This is a genomic window from Bradyrhizobium sp. ORS 111 (genome assembly GCF_045571485.1).
Taxonomy (GTDB): Bacteria; Pseudomonadota; Alphaproteobacteria; order Rhizobiales; family Xanthobacteraceae; genus Bradyrhizobium.
Genome location: NZ_CP120701.1, coordinates 6640746 through 6656995, shown reverse-complemented (window position 1 = coordinate 6656995; position 16250 = coordinate 6640746). Strand labels below are relative to the sequence as shown.

The 16250-nt window shown below is 65.8% G+C and carries 14 protein-coding genes; 7 read left to right on the top strand and 7 right to left on the bottom strand.

The window, feature by feature from the left end:
- The first annotated feature begins 247 nt into the window (after positions 1-247).
- From aceA to P6U30_RS30585, 3 genes are all read left to right on the top strand, one after another.
- The gene (gene aceA, locus P6U30_RS30595; protein ID WP_407166489.1) at positions 248-1558 is read left to right on the top strand and encodes an isocitrate lyase; all 1311 of its coding nucleotides are present in this window, start codon (positions 248-250) and stop codon (positions 1556-1558) included.
- Positions 1559-1589: 31 nt separating this feature from the next.
- Positions 1590-1799, top strand: a complete 210-nt coding sequence (locus P6U30_RS30590) for a hypothetical protein (RefSeq protein WP_407148247.1) — start codon at positions 1590-1592, stop codon at positions 1797-1799.
- Between the two features lie 207 nt (positions 1800-2006).
- A complete protein-coding gene (locus P6U30_RS30585; RefSeq protein ID WP_407148246.1) occupies positions 2007-2585 on the top strand; it encodes a hypothetical protein in 579 nt (192 codons plus the stop codon).
- Here P6U30_RS30585 and P6U30_RS30580 read toward each other — a convergent pair.
- Positions 2582-3469, bottom strand: coding sequence for a metallophosphoesterase family protein (locus P6U30_RS30580; RefSeq protein ID WP_407166488.1), 888 nt, complete (start codon positions 3467-3469; stop codon positions 2582-2584). The genes P6U30_RS30585 and P6U30_RS30580 overlap by 4 nt on opposite strands.
- A gap of 135 nt (positions 3470-3604) precedes the next feature.
- Here P6U30_RS30580 and P6U30_RS30575 point away from each other — a divergent pair, with 135 nt between their 5' ends.
- From P6U30_RS30575 to P6U30_RS30565, 3 genes are all read left to right on the top strand, one after another.
- Positions 3605-4093 carry an NUDIX domain-containing protein gene (locus tag P6U30_RS30575; RefSeq protein WP_407166487.1) on the top strand — a complete coding sequence of 163 codons (489 nt, stop codon included), beginning with the start codon at positions 3605-3607 and terminating at the stop codon, positions 4091-4093.
- Positions 4094-4208: 115 nt separating this feature from the next.
- Positions 4209-4721 carry a GNAT family N-acetyltransferase gene (locus P6U30_RS30570; protein ID WP_407166486.1) on the top strand — a complete coding sequence of 171 codons (513 nt, stop codon included), beginning with the start codon at positions 4209-4211 and terminating at the stop codon, positions 4719-4721.
- Between the two features lie 113 nt (positions 4722-4834).
- Positions 4835-5152 (top strand): EthD family reductase, encoded by a 318-nt coding sequence (locus P6U30_RS30565; RefSeq protein ID WP_407148243.1) that lies wholly within the window; start codon positions 4835-4837, stop codon positions 5150-5152.
- Positions 5153-5337: 185 nt separating this feature from the next.
- Here P6U30_RS30565 and P6U30_RS30560 read toward each other — a convergent pair whose 3' ends face one another.
- From P6U30_RS30560 to P6U30_RS30535, 6 genes are all read right to left on the bottom strand, one after another.
- Positions 5338-7716 (bottom strand): TonB-dependent receptor, encoded by a 2379-nt coding sequence (locus P6U30_RS30560; protein ID WP_407166485.1) that lies wholly within the window; start codon positions 7714-7716, stop codon positions 5338-5340.
- A 107-nt stretch (positions 7717-7823) separates the two neighbouring features.
- The gene (locus tag P6U30_RS30555) at positions 7824-8249 is read right to left on the bottom strand and encodes a DUF2946 family protein (RefSeq protein ID WP_407166484.1); all 426 of its coding nucleotides are present in this window, start codon (positions 8247-8249) and stop codon (positions 7824-7826) included.
- A 157-nt stretch (positions 8250-8406) separates the two neighbouring features.
- Entirely contained in the window at positions 8407-10470 is a 2064-nt protein-coding gene (locus tag P6U30_RS30550; protein WP_407166483.1) for a hypothetical protein, read from the bottom strand.
- A 145-nt stretch (positions 10471-10615) separates the two neighbouring features.
- Positions 10616-13420, bottom strand: a complete 2805-nt coding sequence (locus P6U30_RS30545; RefSeq protein WP_407170578.1) for a DUF4159 domain-containing protein — start codon at positions 13418-13420, stop codon at positions 10616-10618.
- On the bottom strand, positions 13420-14361 hold the full coding sequence (locus P6U30_RS30540; RefSeq protein ID WP_407166482.1) for a DUF58 domain-containing protein: 942 nt from the start codon (positions 14359-14361) through the stop codon (positions 13420-13422). The genes P6U30_RS30545 and P6U30_RS30540 overlap by 1 nt, the downstream gene beginning before the upstream one ends.
- The gene (locus tag P6U30_RS30535; RefSeq protein WP_407166481.1) at positions 14361-15365 is read right to left on the bottom strand and encodes an AAA family ATPase; all 1005 of its coding nucleotides are present in this window, start codon (positions 15363-15365) and stop codon (positions 14361-14363) included. The genes P6U30_RS30540 and P6U30_RS30535 overlap by 1 nt, the downstream gene beginning before the upstream one ends.
- 229 nt (positions 15366-15594) lie before the next feature.
- On the opposite strand from P6U30_RS30535, the gene P6U30_RS30530 reads away from it, so the two are divergent.
- The gene (locus tag P6U30_RS30530) at positions 15595-16236 is read left to right on the top strand and encodes a DUF1285 domain-containing protein (RefSeq protein WP_407166480.1); all 642 of its coding nucleotides are present in this window, start codon (positions 15595-15597) and stop codon (positions 16234-16236) included.
- The last annotated feature ends 14 nt before the right edge of the window (positions 16237-16250 follow it).

Sequence of the window (16250 nt, the reverse complement as noted above, 5' to 3'; positions counted from 1 at the left end):
TCACGCCAGCCCTCTCCCCGCAAGCGCGGGGCGAGGGAGAATAAGCAGATCTTCTAAGGAGCGCAGTCATGACAGTCATTCTGACCTATTGTGACAAAATTTACAAATCGACATTTATTACAAGTTCATATGTTACATGACATCACCATTCAAAAACAAGGAGGATGTACGAACTTCTCCTTTTCGCGTTTAGCTCTCGACACGCGTTTCGCAATGCGCTGTCAAGAATGTCGAGTGGAGAAGACAGATGGCGAAGACCTTTGAAGAGCTGGTCCCGAATGCGCCGAAGGGCCGTTTCGACGGCATCCAGCGTCCCTATACCCCGGCTGAGGTGGAGAAGCTGCGTGGCTCTTTTCCGATCGCCTATACGCTCGCGGAGCGCGCCGCCAATCGTCTGTGGGATTCGCTTCGCACGATGCCCTATGTGCACTCGCTCGGTGCCGTGACCGGCAACCAGGCGATGCAGCAGGCGCGCGCCGGCCTGCCGGCGATCTATCTCTCGGGCTGGCAGGTGGCGGCCGACGCCAACACCGCGGGCGCGATGTATCCGGACCAGAGCCTCTATCCGGCCAATGCCGGCCCCGAACTCTGTCGCCGCATCAACCGCGCACTGCAACGGGCCGACCAGATCGAGCACGCCGAAGGCGGGGCCAAGATCGACTGGTTTCTGCCGATCGTCGCTGACGCGGAAGCGGGCTTCGGCGGTCCGCTGAACTCGTTCGAGATCATGAAGGCCTATATCGAGGCGGGCGCGGCCGGCGTTCACTTCGAGGACCAGCTCGCCTCGGAGAAGAAGTGCGGTCACATGGGCGGCAAGGTGCTGATCCCGACCGCGGCCCACGAGCGCAACCTGATCGCGGCGCGTCTTGCCGCCGACGTCTGCGGCACGCCGACCTTCGTGATGGCGCGCACCGACGCCGAGAGCGCGAAGCTGATCACCTCCGACGTCGACGAGCGCGATCGCGAGTTCATCGCCGGCGAGCGGACCACGGAAGGCTTCTATCGCCTGAAGCCCGGCACCGGCGTCGATCATTGCATCAAGCGCGGGCTGTCGTTCGCCAAATATGCCGACCTGTTGTGGTGGGAGACCTCGACGCCGAATCTTGCCGACGCCAAGCGCTTCGCGGAAGCGGTCCGCAAGCAGTATCCGAACAAGATGCTGGCCTATAACTGCTCGCCCTCGTTCAACTGGGAGGCCAACATCGACAAGGACACGATCGCCAGGTTCCAGCGCGAGATCGGCGCGATGGGCTACAAATTCCAGTTCGTGACGCTGGCGGGCTTCCACTCGCTCAACCACGGCATGTTCGAGTTGGCGCGTGGCTACAAGACCGAAGGCATGGCGGCGTACTCCCGCCTGCAGCAGGCCGAGTTCGCCTCGGAGCAGCACGGTTACTCGGCGACGCGTCACCAGCGCGAGGTCGGCACCGGTTACTTCGACCTGGTCTCGACCACCATCTCCGGTGGCCAGTCCTCGACCACGGCGCTTCACGATTCAACCGAGGCCGCGCAGTTCCAGTCGCGCGGTGCGGACATCAAGGTTCAGGCGGCTGAATAACGACCGCCGGATTTTTGAGAGGAGACTGACAATGACCAAAGGCAGCAATTTCTGGGTGATCGGCGGCGAGTTCGGCTCGATGAATTTCCACAAGCTGGTGGAAGGCTCCGCGCAGGTCAAAGGCCCGTTCAAGACCCGCAAGGAGGCAGAGGACTGCTGGCGCGAGGTCTCCGAGGAGCACCGCCACCAGGCCGGCGTGCGCTTCTCGATCGTCGAGGAGCCGTCGCGCGTCTCGGCCTGACGGCCCGCATATCCAATCAAGAAACGTCCAAGGACGGCGGCCCCACCCGGTTCATCCGGGTGGGGTTGTCCGCTTTCGGGACAGCGGCTCAGGCTTGGTCTGGGGATAAGTCGCTGCGTAACCCCTTGGGAACAAACAGCCTTTGCGGACGTCATGGTTGCTGATAGGTTACCGCTCCGAAAACCCGTCACCATGAGGCCGCGAGGCATGTCTGACCTCCAGAACACTGGCAACGAGGCGCGCGAGCTACGGCCGACGCTGCGTGAGGCCTTGCGGCGGGCGCGGATCGAGGCGGCCGATCGCACCGGTGTCGTCGTCGAACTGCGCGATGCCGAAGTGGCGCGGCTCGAGATTCTCAACGACGCGCTCGATCCGCTGTTCGCCCAGGTGCCCGAGAAGGTCGACCTGTTCGATCGCGGCATCAGCCAGGGCGAGACCCCGCGGCTGTGGATCGATGTCGTCGCGCACATCCTGATGGGCCGCGACAAGCGCATCTACCGCTTCGTGCAGGACACGCGATTTGGCCGCATCGTGCTCGCCGAATCGCACGACGTGCCTGCGATCGTCGATGCCGTCACCGACTATGTGGCGCGGCGGCTGATCGAGCGCGAGCACGCGATGGTCGCAACACCGCTTCCAGTTGCCGAGCCGCCGGCGCAGCCGCCGCCCCTGCCGGCGCCAGCGCCGAAGCGCCGCGGCAGGTTCGGCGTGTTCGTGCTCGGCTTCATCATCGGCGCGCTGACGCTATTTGCCTTCGCGCTGTTTTCGAGCCTGCGCGATTTCTAGATCAGCCGCGCGGTCGAGAGCTCGACGACACGTCGGGCGCCGTCGAGGCCGCGCACCGTCTGCTCGCAGCGCCAGGTATTGCCGGTGCGCGCGATCGAAAACAGGTTGTAGGCCGCGGCCGGATAATGTTTGCGCGCCAGCGCCGATGCCGAGGGCACGCCGATCGCCGGGATCTTCCAGTCGGGCCCGTCAAACCACATCGTCGAATGAATGTGGTCATGGCCGTGTAGGACCAACTCGACGCCATGCCGCTTGAGCAGCGCCAGCAGTTGATGCGAATCGGTCAATCGCTTGGCGCGTCCGTCGGAATGCAGCGGGTGATGCACCAGCAGGACGCGGAACGCATCGTCCCTCGAGAGTTGCGTGAGGATCGTGTCCAGCGCGGCAAGCTGCGGGTGGCCGAGCCAGCCGGTCGCCATCAGGGGCGGCGTCGGCACCGCCGAGGAGACGCCGATCAGCGCCAGCGGCCCGCGCCGGCGCACGAACGGAAAGCTGACCGCGCCTCCGTCGGTATCGCCGCGAAGATAATCGCCGAAGATGTGGGTGAAGCGGTGCCGCGTCGTGCGCACATAGGCGTCATGGTTGCCGGGCACCACGGTCACGTCGGCGGGAGCGCCGACGCCCTCGAGCCATTCCCTTGCCGGATTGAACTCGGCGTCCAGCGCCAGATTGACGAGATCGCCCGTGACCGCAACATGATCCGGCTGCTGTGCCTGCATGTCCGATACCAGCGCGTCGAGCACCTCGCGGCGGTGGTATTTGTGACGGTTACGTGTCCAGTTGAGATAGCCGAACGCGCGCTTGCCGGCGAGATCACGCAGCCGTGCGGCCGGCAACGGCGGCAGATGCGGGTCGGACAGATGCGCGAGCCGGAACGCCGCCATCATTCAGTCCCGTTCGGATTGCCTGTGAAAGGTGGCCGGCAACCGGTCATGTCGTGCTATCCCGAAAATCCAGTTCTGTATTGGCAAGCGGACCGCGTCCGCGCAAGGATCAAACACCATGATGTCGAGGGTTCAGTGACGGACCTGCCGGGCTTACGCAAGCGCTTCGAGCCGCAGCTCAGGCGGGTGTTTCACTTCTACTGGCGGCTGGTCCGCAGCATGACGCTGGGGGTCCGCGCCGTCGTGCTCGATGCCGACAACAAGGTGTTCCTGGTCAAGCACAGTTACGTTCACGGCTGGTATCTGCCGGGCGGCGGGGTCGAGGTCGGCGAGAGCTTCCTGGAGGCGCTGCGCCGCGAGCTGGTCGAGGAGGGGCGGATCGAGCTCGCCGGCGAGCCGGTGCTGCACGGCATCTTCTTCAACAGCCATGTCTCGCGCCGCGATCACGTCGCGGTCTATGTTATCAGGGACTACCGTCAGGACCGGCTGCCGGAGCCGAATCGCGAGATCGTGGCCTGTGGTTTCTTCGATCCGGCCGCGCTGCCCGATGGCACCACGCCCGGCACGCGCTTGCGGATCGCGGAGGTGCTCGACGGCACGCCGCCGACCGTCACATGGCGATGAATGCAGGAAGATCGGCAGCAGGCGGATATCGCTCCCTGCCGCGCCCAGAAAGCCGCGGCTCCCGCCGGCTGGGCGATGGACCGCACGCGCATCAGATGCTATCCCGCGCTCCACAATGACCGAGCTGTCCCTGACCATCCTGCCCGAGACCCCGAAAGACGCCCAGGCGATCGAGCGCCTGCATGAGCGCACCTTCGGCCCCGGCCGCTTCGTTCTCAGCGCCTACCGGCTGCGCGAGCATGTCGATCATCTGCTCGACGTCTCCTTCACGGCGCGGATCGGCACGCTCTTGGTCGGATCGGTACGCCAGCTTCCGATCTGCATCGGCGATACGCCTGCGCTGATGCTCGGACCGTTGACGGTCGAGCCGCCGTTCCGCAGCCGCGGTGTCGGCCGCGCACTGCTCGAGCGTGCGATCAACGACGCCCGCGCGAAAGGCCACCGGCTGATCGTGCTGGTCGGCGACGAGCCCTATTATGCGCGCGTCGGCTTCAAGCCGGTCCCGAAAGGGCTGATGAGCATGCCCGGCCCGGTCGACTACAGCCGTCTGCTGGTCCTGGAACTGGTCGACGGCGCGTTCGAGGGCGTGTCCGGGCCGATCCAGCCGGATTGGAGCAAGGCGATCTGACATCTGCGCGAGCAGCGCCGGAACTGTTGCGCCCTCCCACAATCTGAAGCACAGTTGAATGAAGCGCCGGGACCAGACCGGCGCGTGTCATATCAACAGGGAGAGTGCGCGCGATGATCAAGGTCAGTGTGATGTATCCAAACAATCCCGGCGCGCGGTTCGATCACGACTATTATCGCGACAAGCACATGCCCCTGGTGAAGGAGCGGCTGGGCGATGCCTGCAAATACTACACTGTCGACAAGGGTCTCGCTGGCGGCGCACCGGGGGCGCCCGCAACCTATGTTGGGATGTGCCATATCTTCTGCGACTCAATTGAGGCGTTCCAGGCCGGCATGGGCAAGCACGCCAAGGAGATCATGGGCGACATTCCGAACTACACCGACCTGCAACCGGTGATTCAGATCAGCGAAGTCGTCGTCGGCCACTGATCGGCTGCAGCAGGCGAGTTTCGCGGCTCCGGCCGCTTCAGAGACGCCTGTAGCTCGGATGGAGCGAAAGCGAAATCCGGCATCGGTCTCTCCGCGAGCGTAGTCTTCCCGGATTGCGCGGCGCTCCATCTGGGCTACGCGAGATTAGATCCCTCTGCCGCGTGCGGCAGGGGGACGTGCATGGCTCAGAACTTCAGATTGGCGAATGCCCGCACGCCGATCCCCGGCAGCAGGACTTCGTCCTTGGTGTAGGAAACGGAGTTGCGGATGTTCTGGTTGAGCAGGTTCTTGCCAGCCAGACCGACGGTCATCTCGCGCGCACCGAACCATGACGATGTGAGCTTGGTGTTGTACGTGATCTCGGCGTTCAGCAGGTTGTAGCCCGCGGTCGGCGTTTCCCCGATCAGCGCGATGTCGTTCTGCGCGAAGGCGTGCAGCAGGTTGATGTGGGCGAACCAGTTGCTGTCGCGCCAGTACAGTCCGCCGCCGACCCGCACCGGCGGGATGCGCGGCACGTTGGTGCCGTCGGTGAAGGTGGCGCGCACCACATCGAATTGGTTTTCGATGCCCCAGATGCCGCCGTTGAGCGGCCCGATGTCGAGCTGGCTCTGGAACTCGGCGCCGCGGAAGATGGCATTGCGCTGCGAATAGACCGCCTGGCGTGCCTCGTTGCTGGGATCGCCATTGCCGCAGGAGTCGAAGTCATCGCCGCACATCACACCGGTGAGGCGGCGAAAAATGAAGTTGTTGAAGTAGGTGTAGTAGGCGGTGGCCTCGAACCGGAACGGCCCGGTCGCCTTGCGCAAGCCGACCTCGACCGATTTCGCCGTCTCGATCGTCAGGTTCGGATTACCGATGTCGAAGGTGGCAGTCGCGTCATGCGCGCCGCGCGAGAATAGCTCCGCCGGTTTCGGCGCGCGCTCGACATACTGAGCCGTGATGCTGCCGACGAGATCTCCCGGAAGGTTCTGGATCAGCCCGATGCTGCCGCTGACCGGCGTGTAGGACGGGTTACGCGAGACGGCGATTTGCGGTGCGCCATTCGGCAAATAATCCGCCGGGAAGTCGGGCGTGGAGCCATGCAGGTCGACGTGTTCGACGCGGCCGGCAATTTGCGCCTTGGTCGCGTCGGTGAATTTGAACTCGTTGAACACGTAGCCCGCCACGCGGTTGTTGTTATTAGGGTCCCAGAGGCCGTTGAACAGCGTGCCGGGATTGTCGGGACTTGGCGCGGTCAACTCCTGATGACCGGCCTGCAGGCCGAACGCGGTGGTTACGGTTGCGAAGCGCGCGTTGAACGGCATCATCTGCACCTCGACCCGGGCTTCCTGCTCCTTGTCGGTGAAGGTTTGCCGGATGCCGTCGCTGAACAGATCAGACGGATCGGCAAGACCGAGCTCGTTATGGCGATAGTCGGTCGCACCGACCCAGAATCGGACGGCGTCGATTGCCGCGGCGTCGGGCCGGTACTCGCCCTTGACGGCGATCTTGGTTTGATGCGCGTCGATCCGGGTCTGGTGATCGGCGCCGTCGATGCCCGGTATGTGGTAGAGCGAATCGTTCTGGGTGATCGACGCGCCGACATAGCCGCCCTGGAAGAAATAGGAGGCGCCGACCGAGGCGCCGTCCGATTGCGTCGCCGAATTCGGCTGGCGGCCGTTCACTGGTCGCGTCCGGTCGAACAGATACGGATAACTCGGGATGTCGTAGTCGCTGGTGGTGCGGCCATAGACGTCGGCATGCACAGCGACATTGTTGCCGCCGGCATCAAGCAGCATGCCGCCCTCGACGCCGCGATCGACCGAACTCACGGACGTGCGGGTCTCGACGTTGAGGCAACCCGGCGCGACGTTATCGGCCAGCGGCGCCTTCACGGGCAGCCCGTAGGTCTGGAACGGCTTTGCCGCGCAGGTCGGGATCGCGTCGGGGATGCGGTTGTTGGAGGCGCTCACCACGCCGCCGATCGAGGTCGAGCCGTAACGCAGCGCGGCCGGGCCGCGAACCACCTCGATCTGGTTGGTCGAGAGCGGATCGATCGGCACGAAGTGATCCTCACCGAGATCGGAGACGCCGCCTCCGCCGATGCCATTCTCGACGATGCCGACGCGGTTGACGTCGAGGCCGCGGATGATCGGCCGGCTCGAGGCGCCCGGCGCGAAGCTCGAACCGGTGATGCCGGGTTTGGAGAACAGGAGATCGCCGAGCGTCGCGCCGCCCTCGCGCCGCAGCTCTTCGTTGGGCACCACGGTGACGGTGGCGAACTGGTTGGTGACCACCGGCAGTACGCCCTGCTGCGGCGCCGGCGCGGCCGGCGCAGGTGGCGGCGGCTCGGCCGGGTGTTCACGGTTGCGGCTGGGGGCCGCGCGCACCACGCGGGTCGGTGTGCGCGACGGCACGGTCCGGTGCCGCTGGATCGGGCTCGGCGCCGTCACCGTGATTTCAGGCAATTGTGTGGAGGATGATGCTGGTGCCGGGTCGTCGGCCATGGCGCCGTGATTTGCCGCGCACAACAGGAGCCAGCTCGCTCCACCGAGGGTGATTGCTCGTCTTCTTTGGAATGTCATTTGTCCCGATCCTGATCCCGTCGACAGATGCGACGGATCGACGTCGATTGCCCTTGGGAACGCCGGGAGTGAGGGCGTGAACCGGCAAGGGCGCTGCGGTCAATCGATCAGGAGAGCGGAGGTGCGCGGGAATGGAACGCCGTGGGGGCCGACTTGAGGTGGAGGAATTCGGCATCGGTGGTGCGGCGGAGAAACTCTACCGCTTCCGGCAACAGCAGCACCGGCGGGCTTGCCACCAGCAGATTGCCGGCCATCGAGATGACGGCGCAGATCGCGCAATTGTCCGCGGGGCGCTGATGATCCCCGTTGTGATCGCCCGGCGGCTGCTTCTGGACGACCTGAATTGCGAGGTCCGGCGTCGCAGAGGTGCCGATATAGGCGAAGTCGACGTCCGATGGACCGGTCTGGACCGCCGGGGCCGCATGCGCGGCTGCAATGGGATGGAAATGGCCGAACGACAGCACGAACTGGACGGCAAGCGCGAACAGCGCCAGCCGCGAGCCAGTCCTGATATGTCTCCGGAACCACTTCATCCGACTGACGCCCACCTTCGGAACGGCGTCATGACCCCATGCCGTTCGATGTTACATTATAACATCGGAGGGCCAGCGCGATGTCAACCGTCGTCGGTGCGATCTGCGGTCGATCGGCTGGCTCTGTGGGATTGGTGCAACGTTCCGTCGATCCCGATCAACGCCCCTCGCGCAGCCAGGTGGCCGCAAAGGCGCCGAGAAGCAGCAACAGGCCGATCACTCCGGCGAACATCGGCAATACGCCGACGCCCTTGACCACGCTCGCATCGCGCATCTTGACGCCGAGCCAGCCATCGCCGCGGAAGATCGACGAGCCGTGGATCGGCACGACGCGCGGCATGTTGAGGCTCGATCCGTCGGCGATGCGCCGCGCGTCGCCGCCGGTCGCCTGCGCCAGCGGCTTCAGTGTGTCCGTGGTCGAGGTGACTTCCGAAAACTCCTTCGGGTTGGTCGGGCCGACATTGATCAGCGCCTTCAGTTTGCCGTCTGTCGCCTGCCACAGGCCGAGCTCATTGGCGGGCAGCGTTGCACGCCACTCGCCGGGATCGCCGACCGTCAGGTTCAGGTCATGCGTGGTGCCGCTCGGCGACGTCACGGCGACGGGCGAGACGCTGTCGGCCATGGTCTGGCGCACCACGGTGAGGTCCTTGCCGTGCACCTGCATGCGCAGCGACTCTTCGTCGAGATCAGGCTGCTTCATCAGCCAGTGCGAGACGCGCCGCAACAGATCGAGGTGCGGGCCGCCGCCCTCGTAGCCGCGCGCCCACAGCCAGATATGGTCGGACAGCAGCAGCGCGACCCGGCCCTCGCCGAAATGCGACAGCAGCAGCAGCGGCTTGCCGTCGGCGCCGGTCATCACCGGGGGGTTGACCGCGTTGCGGGTATCAACGGTGCGGAAGAACCGGCTCCAGTGTGGCGGGTCGAAGGCCGCGCCTTCCAGCCCGCGAGTCACGGGATGACGTTTCCCGGCATCGCTCAGATGCGCGTAGAACGGCTTCTCGGTCACGCCGACCGGCTCGGCCGGCAGCACCGAATCGAGCGGTGTACGCCAGATGCTGGTGGTCGAGGCGTAGTCTGGCCCGGCCGATACCAGCACCGCGCCGCCGGCGCGGACATAGCGCGCGATGTTGTCGAAATAGGCGATCGGCAGCACGCCCTGGCGGGCGTAGCGGTCGAAGATGATGAGCTGGAATTCGTTGATCTTCTGCTGGAACAGCTCGCGCGTCGGAAACGCGATCAGCGACAGCTCGTTGATTGGTGTGCCGTCCTGCTTCTCCGGCGGGCGCAGAATCGTGAAGTGCACAAGATCGACGCTGGGGTCGGATTTCAAGAGGTTGCGCCAAGTGCGTTCGCCGGAATGCGGCTCGCCCGAGACCAACAGCACGCGCAGCTTGTCGCGTACACCGTCGATCGAGACCACGGCGCGGTTGTTGACCGGCGTCAGCTCGTTCTCGAGCGGCGAGGCCTCGATCTCGACGATGTTTTGACCGGCGTGCTTGATATCGACGTTGACGCTGGCGGTCTGACCGCTGCTCATCGAGCGCTCGCTGATGGTCTCGCCGTCGCGGCGGACCGTGACCTTGGCGCGCTCGCCGGTGACGCCCTGGTCGTCGAGCCGGAAGGTGATGGTCTGGCTCTGGCCGACGATGCCGAAACGTGGCGCCGCCGTGATCGCGATGCGGCGGTCGCGCTCGTCCTTGCGGCCGGTGACCAGGGCATGCACCGGCGCCTGGAAACCAAGCGCTTGAGCATCGTTGGGAATGTCGTGCACGCGGCCGTCGGTGATCATGAACGCGCCGGCGACGCGCTCGACCGGCACGTCGGAGAGCGCCGACGACAGCGCGCCGAACAGCTTGGTGCCGTCGGTCTCGCCGTCGGCCTGACCCGCCTCGACGACGCGGACTTCGAGCCCCTTGATCTGCTTCAGGCTGTCGACCAGCGCTTCCCTGGCCTTGTCGGTCTCCTGATTGCGCGTGCCGAAGTTCTGGCTCGGGCTCTTGTCGACCACCACCACGGCCACAGACGAGAGCGGTTCGCGATCTTCGCGGGTGAAGGATGGATTGGCCAGCGCGAGCAGGATCAGCGCCAGGGCGGCGACACGCACCGCGGTGCCACGTGCGCGCGACAAAAGCAGCAGCGCCGCGATCACGACGATCGCGCCGAGCGCGAGCCACAGCACGAGCGAAGGCACCAGCGGTGTGAACGCGATGCCGTAGTTCATGGCGTTACTCCGTCATTCCGGGATGGTCCGAAGGACCAGACCCGGAACCTCGAGATTCCCCGATGCGCAGTGCGCATCTGCGGCTCGATGCTTTCGCATCGCCCCGGAACGACGGTGTGGGCGGTTGAACGCGTCACTTGCATCTCTACTGTCCCAGCCGCTCGATGAGGGCAGGCGCGTGCACCTGATCGGCCTTGTAGTTGCCGGTCAGCGTGTACATCACGATGTTGACACCGGCGCGGAAGGCGAACTCGCGCTGCCGCGGCTCACCGGGCGTCAACGGCAGCATCGGCTGTCCGTCGGTCCGGATCGCCCAGGCGCCGGCGAGATCGTTCGAGGTGATGATGATCGGCGAGACGCCGTCGCCGCCGCGCGCCGGGCGCTGCGCCGCCGCTTCCTCGTCGTCCTCGCGCGGCAGCGCCTCGACCCAGGTCTGCCCCGAGTTGAAGCGGCCGGGGAAATCGCGCAGCAGATAGAACGTCTTGGTCAGCACGTGATCGCGCGGCACCGGTTCGAGCTCGGGGACATCGAGCGTGGACAGCAACTCGCGCAGCGTCTGCATGCCCGGCGTCTGCGATGCGCTATTGTCGTCCGGCGACGCCTCAATGGCGTCGCGAGTGTCGAACACGACGGTGCCGCCTTGCTTCATGTAGGCGTCGATCTTGTTGATGGCGTCCTGCGGCGGCTTCGGCGCGCCCGGCACGATCGGCCAGTAGATCAGCGGAAAGAACGCAAGCTCGTCATGTGCCGGGTCGACGCCGACGGGATCGCCGGCTTCCAGCGCAGTGCGCTGGGCCAGGAACAGCGTCAGCCCGGACATTCCGGCCTTGACGATCGAATCGACGTCGGCATTGCCGGTCACGACATAGGCAAGCCTGGTCTGCGACGTCGCCTTGATGGCGAAGTCGTCGCCGCTTTCGGCCCGCGTGGCGGACGGCGCCATGGCCACGAGCATGAACGCGAAGGCGAGCACGACCGGTGCCGCGCGCCGCCGCAGCACCGCGGCAAGGCCGGCGCCGAGCATCGCCACCACGATCGCGTCGATCAGGAACAGCGCGAGCGCCGCCGACAGCATGATGCCACGGAGATCGCGGGGCTCGGCGTTGGTGTAGCTCGCGCGCCGCGCGTTCAGGCTCGAGGTATCGAGCGGCGCGATGCGGTCGGACGAGGCGAGCGTGTTGATCGCGACCGGGCCGTCGGCCGGTCCGTAGAGGCCGGGCGGGTGATCGGCCGTGGCGCGGTCGTGGTAGTCCGCCGAGATCGGCTTGGCGCTCGATGGCGGCGGGCCGAAGGCGCCGAAGCCGTCGAGCGTCCGCAGCGGCGCCACCGTCTCGGCCTTCGGATCGGTCGCAACGCCTGGGCCGGGCTTCGAGGTGTAGCCGGACATGTCGACCAGCCGCCGCAGCATCTCGACGAAGGTGCCGGACATCGGCAAGTCCGACCAGCGCATGTCGGCGCCGACATGGAACAGGCTGATCACGCCCTTGCCGCGATGCTCGCCGGTGACGAGCGGCGTGCCGTCTTCCAGCGACGCCCAGCTCTTGGTCGCCAGCACGGCGTCCGGCTCCGCCAGCACCTGCCGGCTCACGGTGACATCCTTGGGCACGCTCAATCCCGTGAATGGGCCATCGGCGGCAAACGAAGCCATATGCTGCGGCTTCTCCCAGGTCAGGCTGCCGCCGAGGGTGCGGCCGCCGCGGCGCAGCTTGACGGGAACGAGGTCGTCGTCGGCCTGTGCGAGGCGGGGACCTGCGAAGCGGACCAGCACGCCGCCTTGCTCGACCCAGGCGTTGAGGCGGTCGCGGACCTCGGGGGACAGCGTGCCGACGTCGGCCATCACGATCATCGGCAGCCGCTGATCGAGGAATTGCCCGATTACCTGCTGCGGCGCGCCGCGATCCCCCAACCGCACATCGGCGAATGGCTGCAACGCACGTGACAGATAGAACGTCGAGGCCAGCAGCGGCTGCGAGGTATCCATGCTCGATCCGGAGACCACGCCGATCGCGCGGCGGCGCCAGCGCTTGTCGAGAAGCTGAACCGCGCCGGCCGATCGCTCGCCGGCGATTTCCAGCCGCGCGATGTCGTTGCGCAGTTCCACCGGAAGATCGAAGGAGGCCTCGGTCTCGCGTTCCTGCGGGGTGAAGCTGTAGTGGGCTTCGCCGATCGGCGAGCTCTTGGCGTCGAGGGCGCGTACGGTGCCGCTGGCGATCCCGCCGTCGGTCCGTAACACCCTCACGGTCATCTTGGCGGCAGCATTTTCGGCCGCGACCAGCGCCTGCGCAGGCGGCGTGCCGCCCTCGAAAATCGTCAGACTGCGGCCCTCGATCACCTTGCCGAGGCCTTCGGCGAACTCGATGCCGCGTCCGGTATCGACACCGTCGGACAGCCAGGCGATATCGCAATCGCCGGTCGTCTTGAGGAAGCGTCCGAGCGTCGCAAGGGTGTCGACCCGGTCGATCGAGTATGGCTTCGGCGCGAGCTGGCGCAGCGCGACGCGCGCGGTGCCGGCCGGCGTCAGCGTGATGTCGCGGGCGGGCTCCGACAGCGGCACCAGCGCGACGCCGCGGCGGTCGCTCTCGGCGTTGGCGATCAGCTCGTCGGCGGCCTTGATGTGGGCATCCCAGCTCGATGCGGCGCTCCAGCCATCGTCGAGCAGGATGACGAGCGGTGACTTGCTCGCGGCGATGCCGGTTTGCGGATTCCAGATCGGACCGGCTGCCGCGAGGATGACGAGCGCGGCGGCGGCGAGCCTGAGCAACGTCAGCCACCATGGCGTACGCGCCGGCGTCTCTTCCCTCGGCGTAATGTCGAACAACAACCGCGTCGGAGGGAATTCGATGCGCCGCGGCCGCGGCGGCATCACGCGGAGCAGCCACCACAGCACGGGCAGGCTGACCAGCCCGAGCAGCAGCATCGGTTCGACGAAGGAGAGAGGGAGGCCGGCGATCATGCGCTTCGTCCCGCCTTGACGGTCGGGCGCCCGCCGCTCTTGCTCGCCATCATGCCGGCGTGCAGGAACAGCAGCAGTTCGGCCGCGGAGCGACTGGTGGTGTGGGTCGAGAACAGCCAGTCGAGCCGGTTGGTCTCCGCGCGGATCTGGTCGCGATGCAACGCAACGCGCGTGACGTAGTCGGTCGTCCAGCTTTCGGCGCGACCCGCGGTGATGATGCCGCCGCCTTCGGGCTCGACGAATTCGACCCGGCCCGAATAGGGGAAGGTCTCCTCCGCGGGATCGACCACCTGGATCAGCGTGCCGTGCGCGCCGGACGAGGCGAGCCCGGCGAGCATCGTCTTGATCTCCTGCAGCGGCGACCAGAAATCCGACAGCACCACGATCTCGGCGAGCGACGACGGCACGAAGGAAGGCGGCAGGCTCGCGCGCGTCTTGTCGTCGTGCAGCATCGCCTCCGCCATCTTGTCGAGCACGGCGCGGCTTGCGGTCGGATTCATCAGGCCGGGGACGCCGACGCGTTCGCCGCCGGCGACCAGAAGCTCGGCCAGCGCGAAGGCGACGATCAGGCCGCGCTCGAGCTTGCTGTCGCGGGCACCACGTGAGGCAAAGGCCATCGAGAGCGAGCGATCGGGCCAGATCCACACAGTATGCGCGGCTTCCCATTCCTGTTCGCGGACATAAAGGTGGTCGTCGCGGCCCGAGCGTCGCCAATCGACGCGCTGCGCCGGCTCGCCCGAAACGAAGCGGCGGTACTGCCAGAAGCTTTCGCCCGCGCCGGCGCGGCGGCGGCCGTGCAGGCCGTGGATCACGTTGGCAGCGATGCGGCGGGCCTCAAGCACCAGGCGCGGCAGCGATGCGGCGAGCGTTCGGCTTTCGCCATCTGCACGTCGGACCGCCAGCTTCTCCTCGTTCAGGTGCTTGTTCTCTACGGCCATCAAGCAATCCGAGTCTTCAACTGCCTGATCACATCAGGAATGGTGCGACCCTCGGCGCGCGCCGAGAAGGTCAAGGCCATGCGGTGCTTGAGCACGGGCTCCGCGAGATCGAGCACGTCGTCGATCGAGGGCGCGAGCCGCCCGTCGAGCAGCGCGCGGGCGCGCACCGCCAGCATCAGCGCCTGGCTGGCGCGGGGACCCGGTCCCCAGGCGATCAGCTTGCCGGCGTCGCCGCCTTCGGCGCCAGGACGTGCGGCGCGGACCAGCGAGAGGATGGCCTCGACCACGGAATCGCCGACCGGCAGGCGGCGCACCAGCCGCTGCGCGGTGAGCAGCGATTCCGCGTCCATCGCCGGCTTGGCGAGCGTCTCTTCAGCGCCGGTGGTTTCGAACAAGATGCGCCGCTCGGCGTCGCGATCGGGATAGTCGACGTCGATCTCCATCAGGAAACGATCGAGCTGCGCCTCGGGCAGTGGATAGGTGCCTTCCTGCTCCAGCGGATTCTGCGTCGCCAGCACATGGAACGGCTTCGGCAGGTCATGTCGCGCGCCGGCAACTGTGATGTGCTGCTCCTGCATGGCTTGCAGCAGTGCAGACTGGGTGCGCGGACTGGCGCGGTTGATCTCGTCGGCCATCAATAGCTGCGCGAACACCGGACCTGAGATGAAGCGGAACGAGCGTTTGCCGGTCGAGCTCTCATCCAGCACTTCGGCACCGAGAATGTCCGACGGCATCAGGTCCGGCGTGAACTGGATGCGCTTGGCGTCGAGCCCGAGCGTGACACCGAGCGTCTCGACCAGCTTGGTCTTCGCAAGGCCGGGGACGCCGATCAGCAGCGCGTGGCCGCCGGACAAAATCGTCACCAGCGTGTGTTCGATCACCTGGTCCTGGCCGAAAATGACGGTGGAAACCGCTTCCTTGGCGGCGCGGATCTGGCCGGCGACCTGTTCGGCCGAACGGACGATCACGTCCTCCAGTTTCTCGACGCTGTCTGCACCAGCCATTTCGTTCGCTCCTTCTCGACGATGCGCGCGATTCCCGCGTCGTCATGACATGGCCGTCATGCTAAACCTGCACGAAGGCCATGTATTCGTTGAATTAAACTATCCCCACCTTATCGGCATTTCAGGGTATGAACGGCATCACGATGTGGCGAGAACGGCATCCCGACCACATCTCAAGACACGTGCACCAATCGTGCCAGATTGAAGGTAGGATTTTTTAAGGCAAACAATGGCGAAGCAAGGGCAGACCGATCGGGATCGTGAACCCACGGGCCTCGACAGCAAGGGTCTCGAAGGCCTCACCGCTGCGGTCAATCAAGCTACGACATCGGCTCCGCCGGGGCGCAAGGGACTACCCCCGGTGCATCTGTGGAATCCTCCATTTTGCGGCGATCTCGACATGCGGATCGCCAGTGACGGCACCTGGTTCTACATGGGAACGCCGATCGGCCGTCCGGCGCTGGTGCGGCTGTTCTCCACGATCCTGAAACGCGAGGACGGCAAGCACTTTCTCGTGACACCTGTGGAGAAAGTCGGCATCCGCGTCGATGATGCACCGTTTCTCGCCGTCGAAATGCAAAAGCAGCAAGACAACCGCGGCCGACTGCTCAGGTTCCGAACCAATGTCGACGATTGGGTCGATTGCGAGAAGGGCCATGGCCTGCGCTTCGAGGTCGCCGCGGACGGCGGGCTGACGCCCTATCTGCATGTCCGCGCCGATCTCTGGGCCAAGGTCACGCGCGCGCTCTATTACGATCTTGTTGACATGGGCGAGGAGCGGATGATCGATGGTCGCCAAATGTTCGGCGTCGAGTCCGGGGGCGAATTCTTCGCGATGGCGGATGCGAAGCAGGTGAGGGACGCACTTTGAATGAGCCGTTGCTG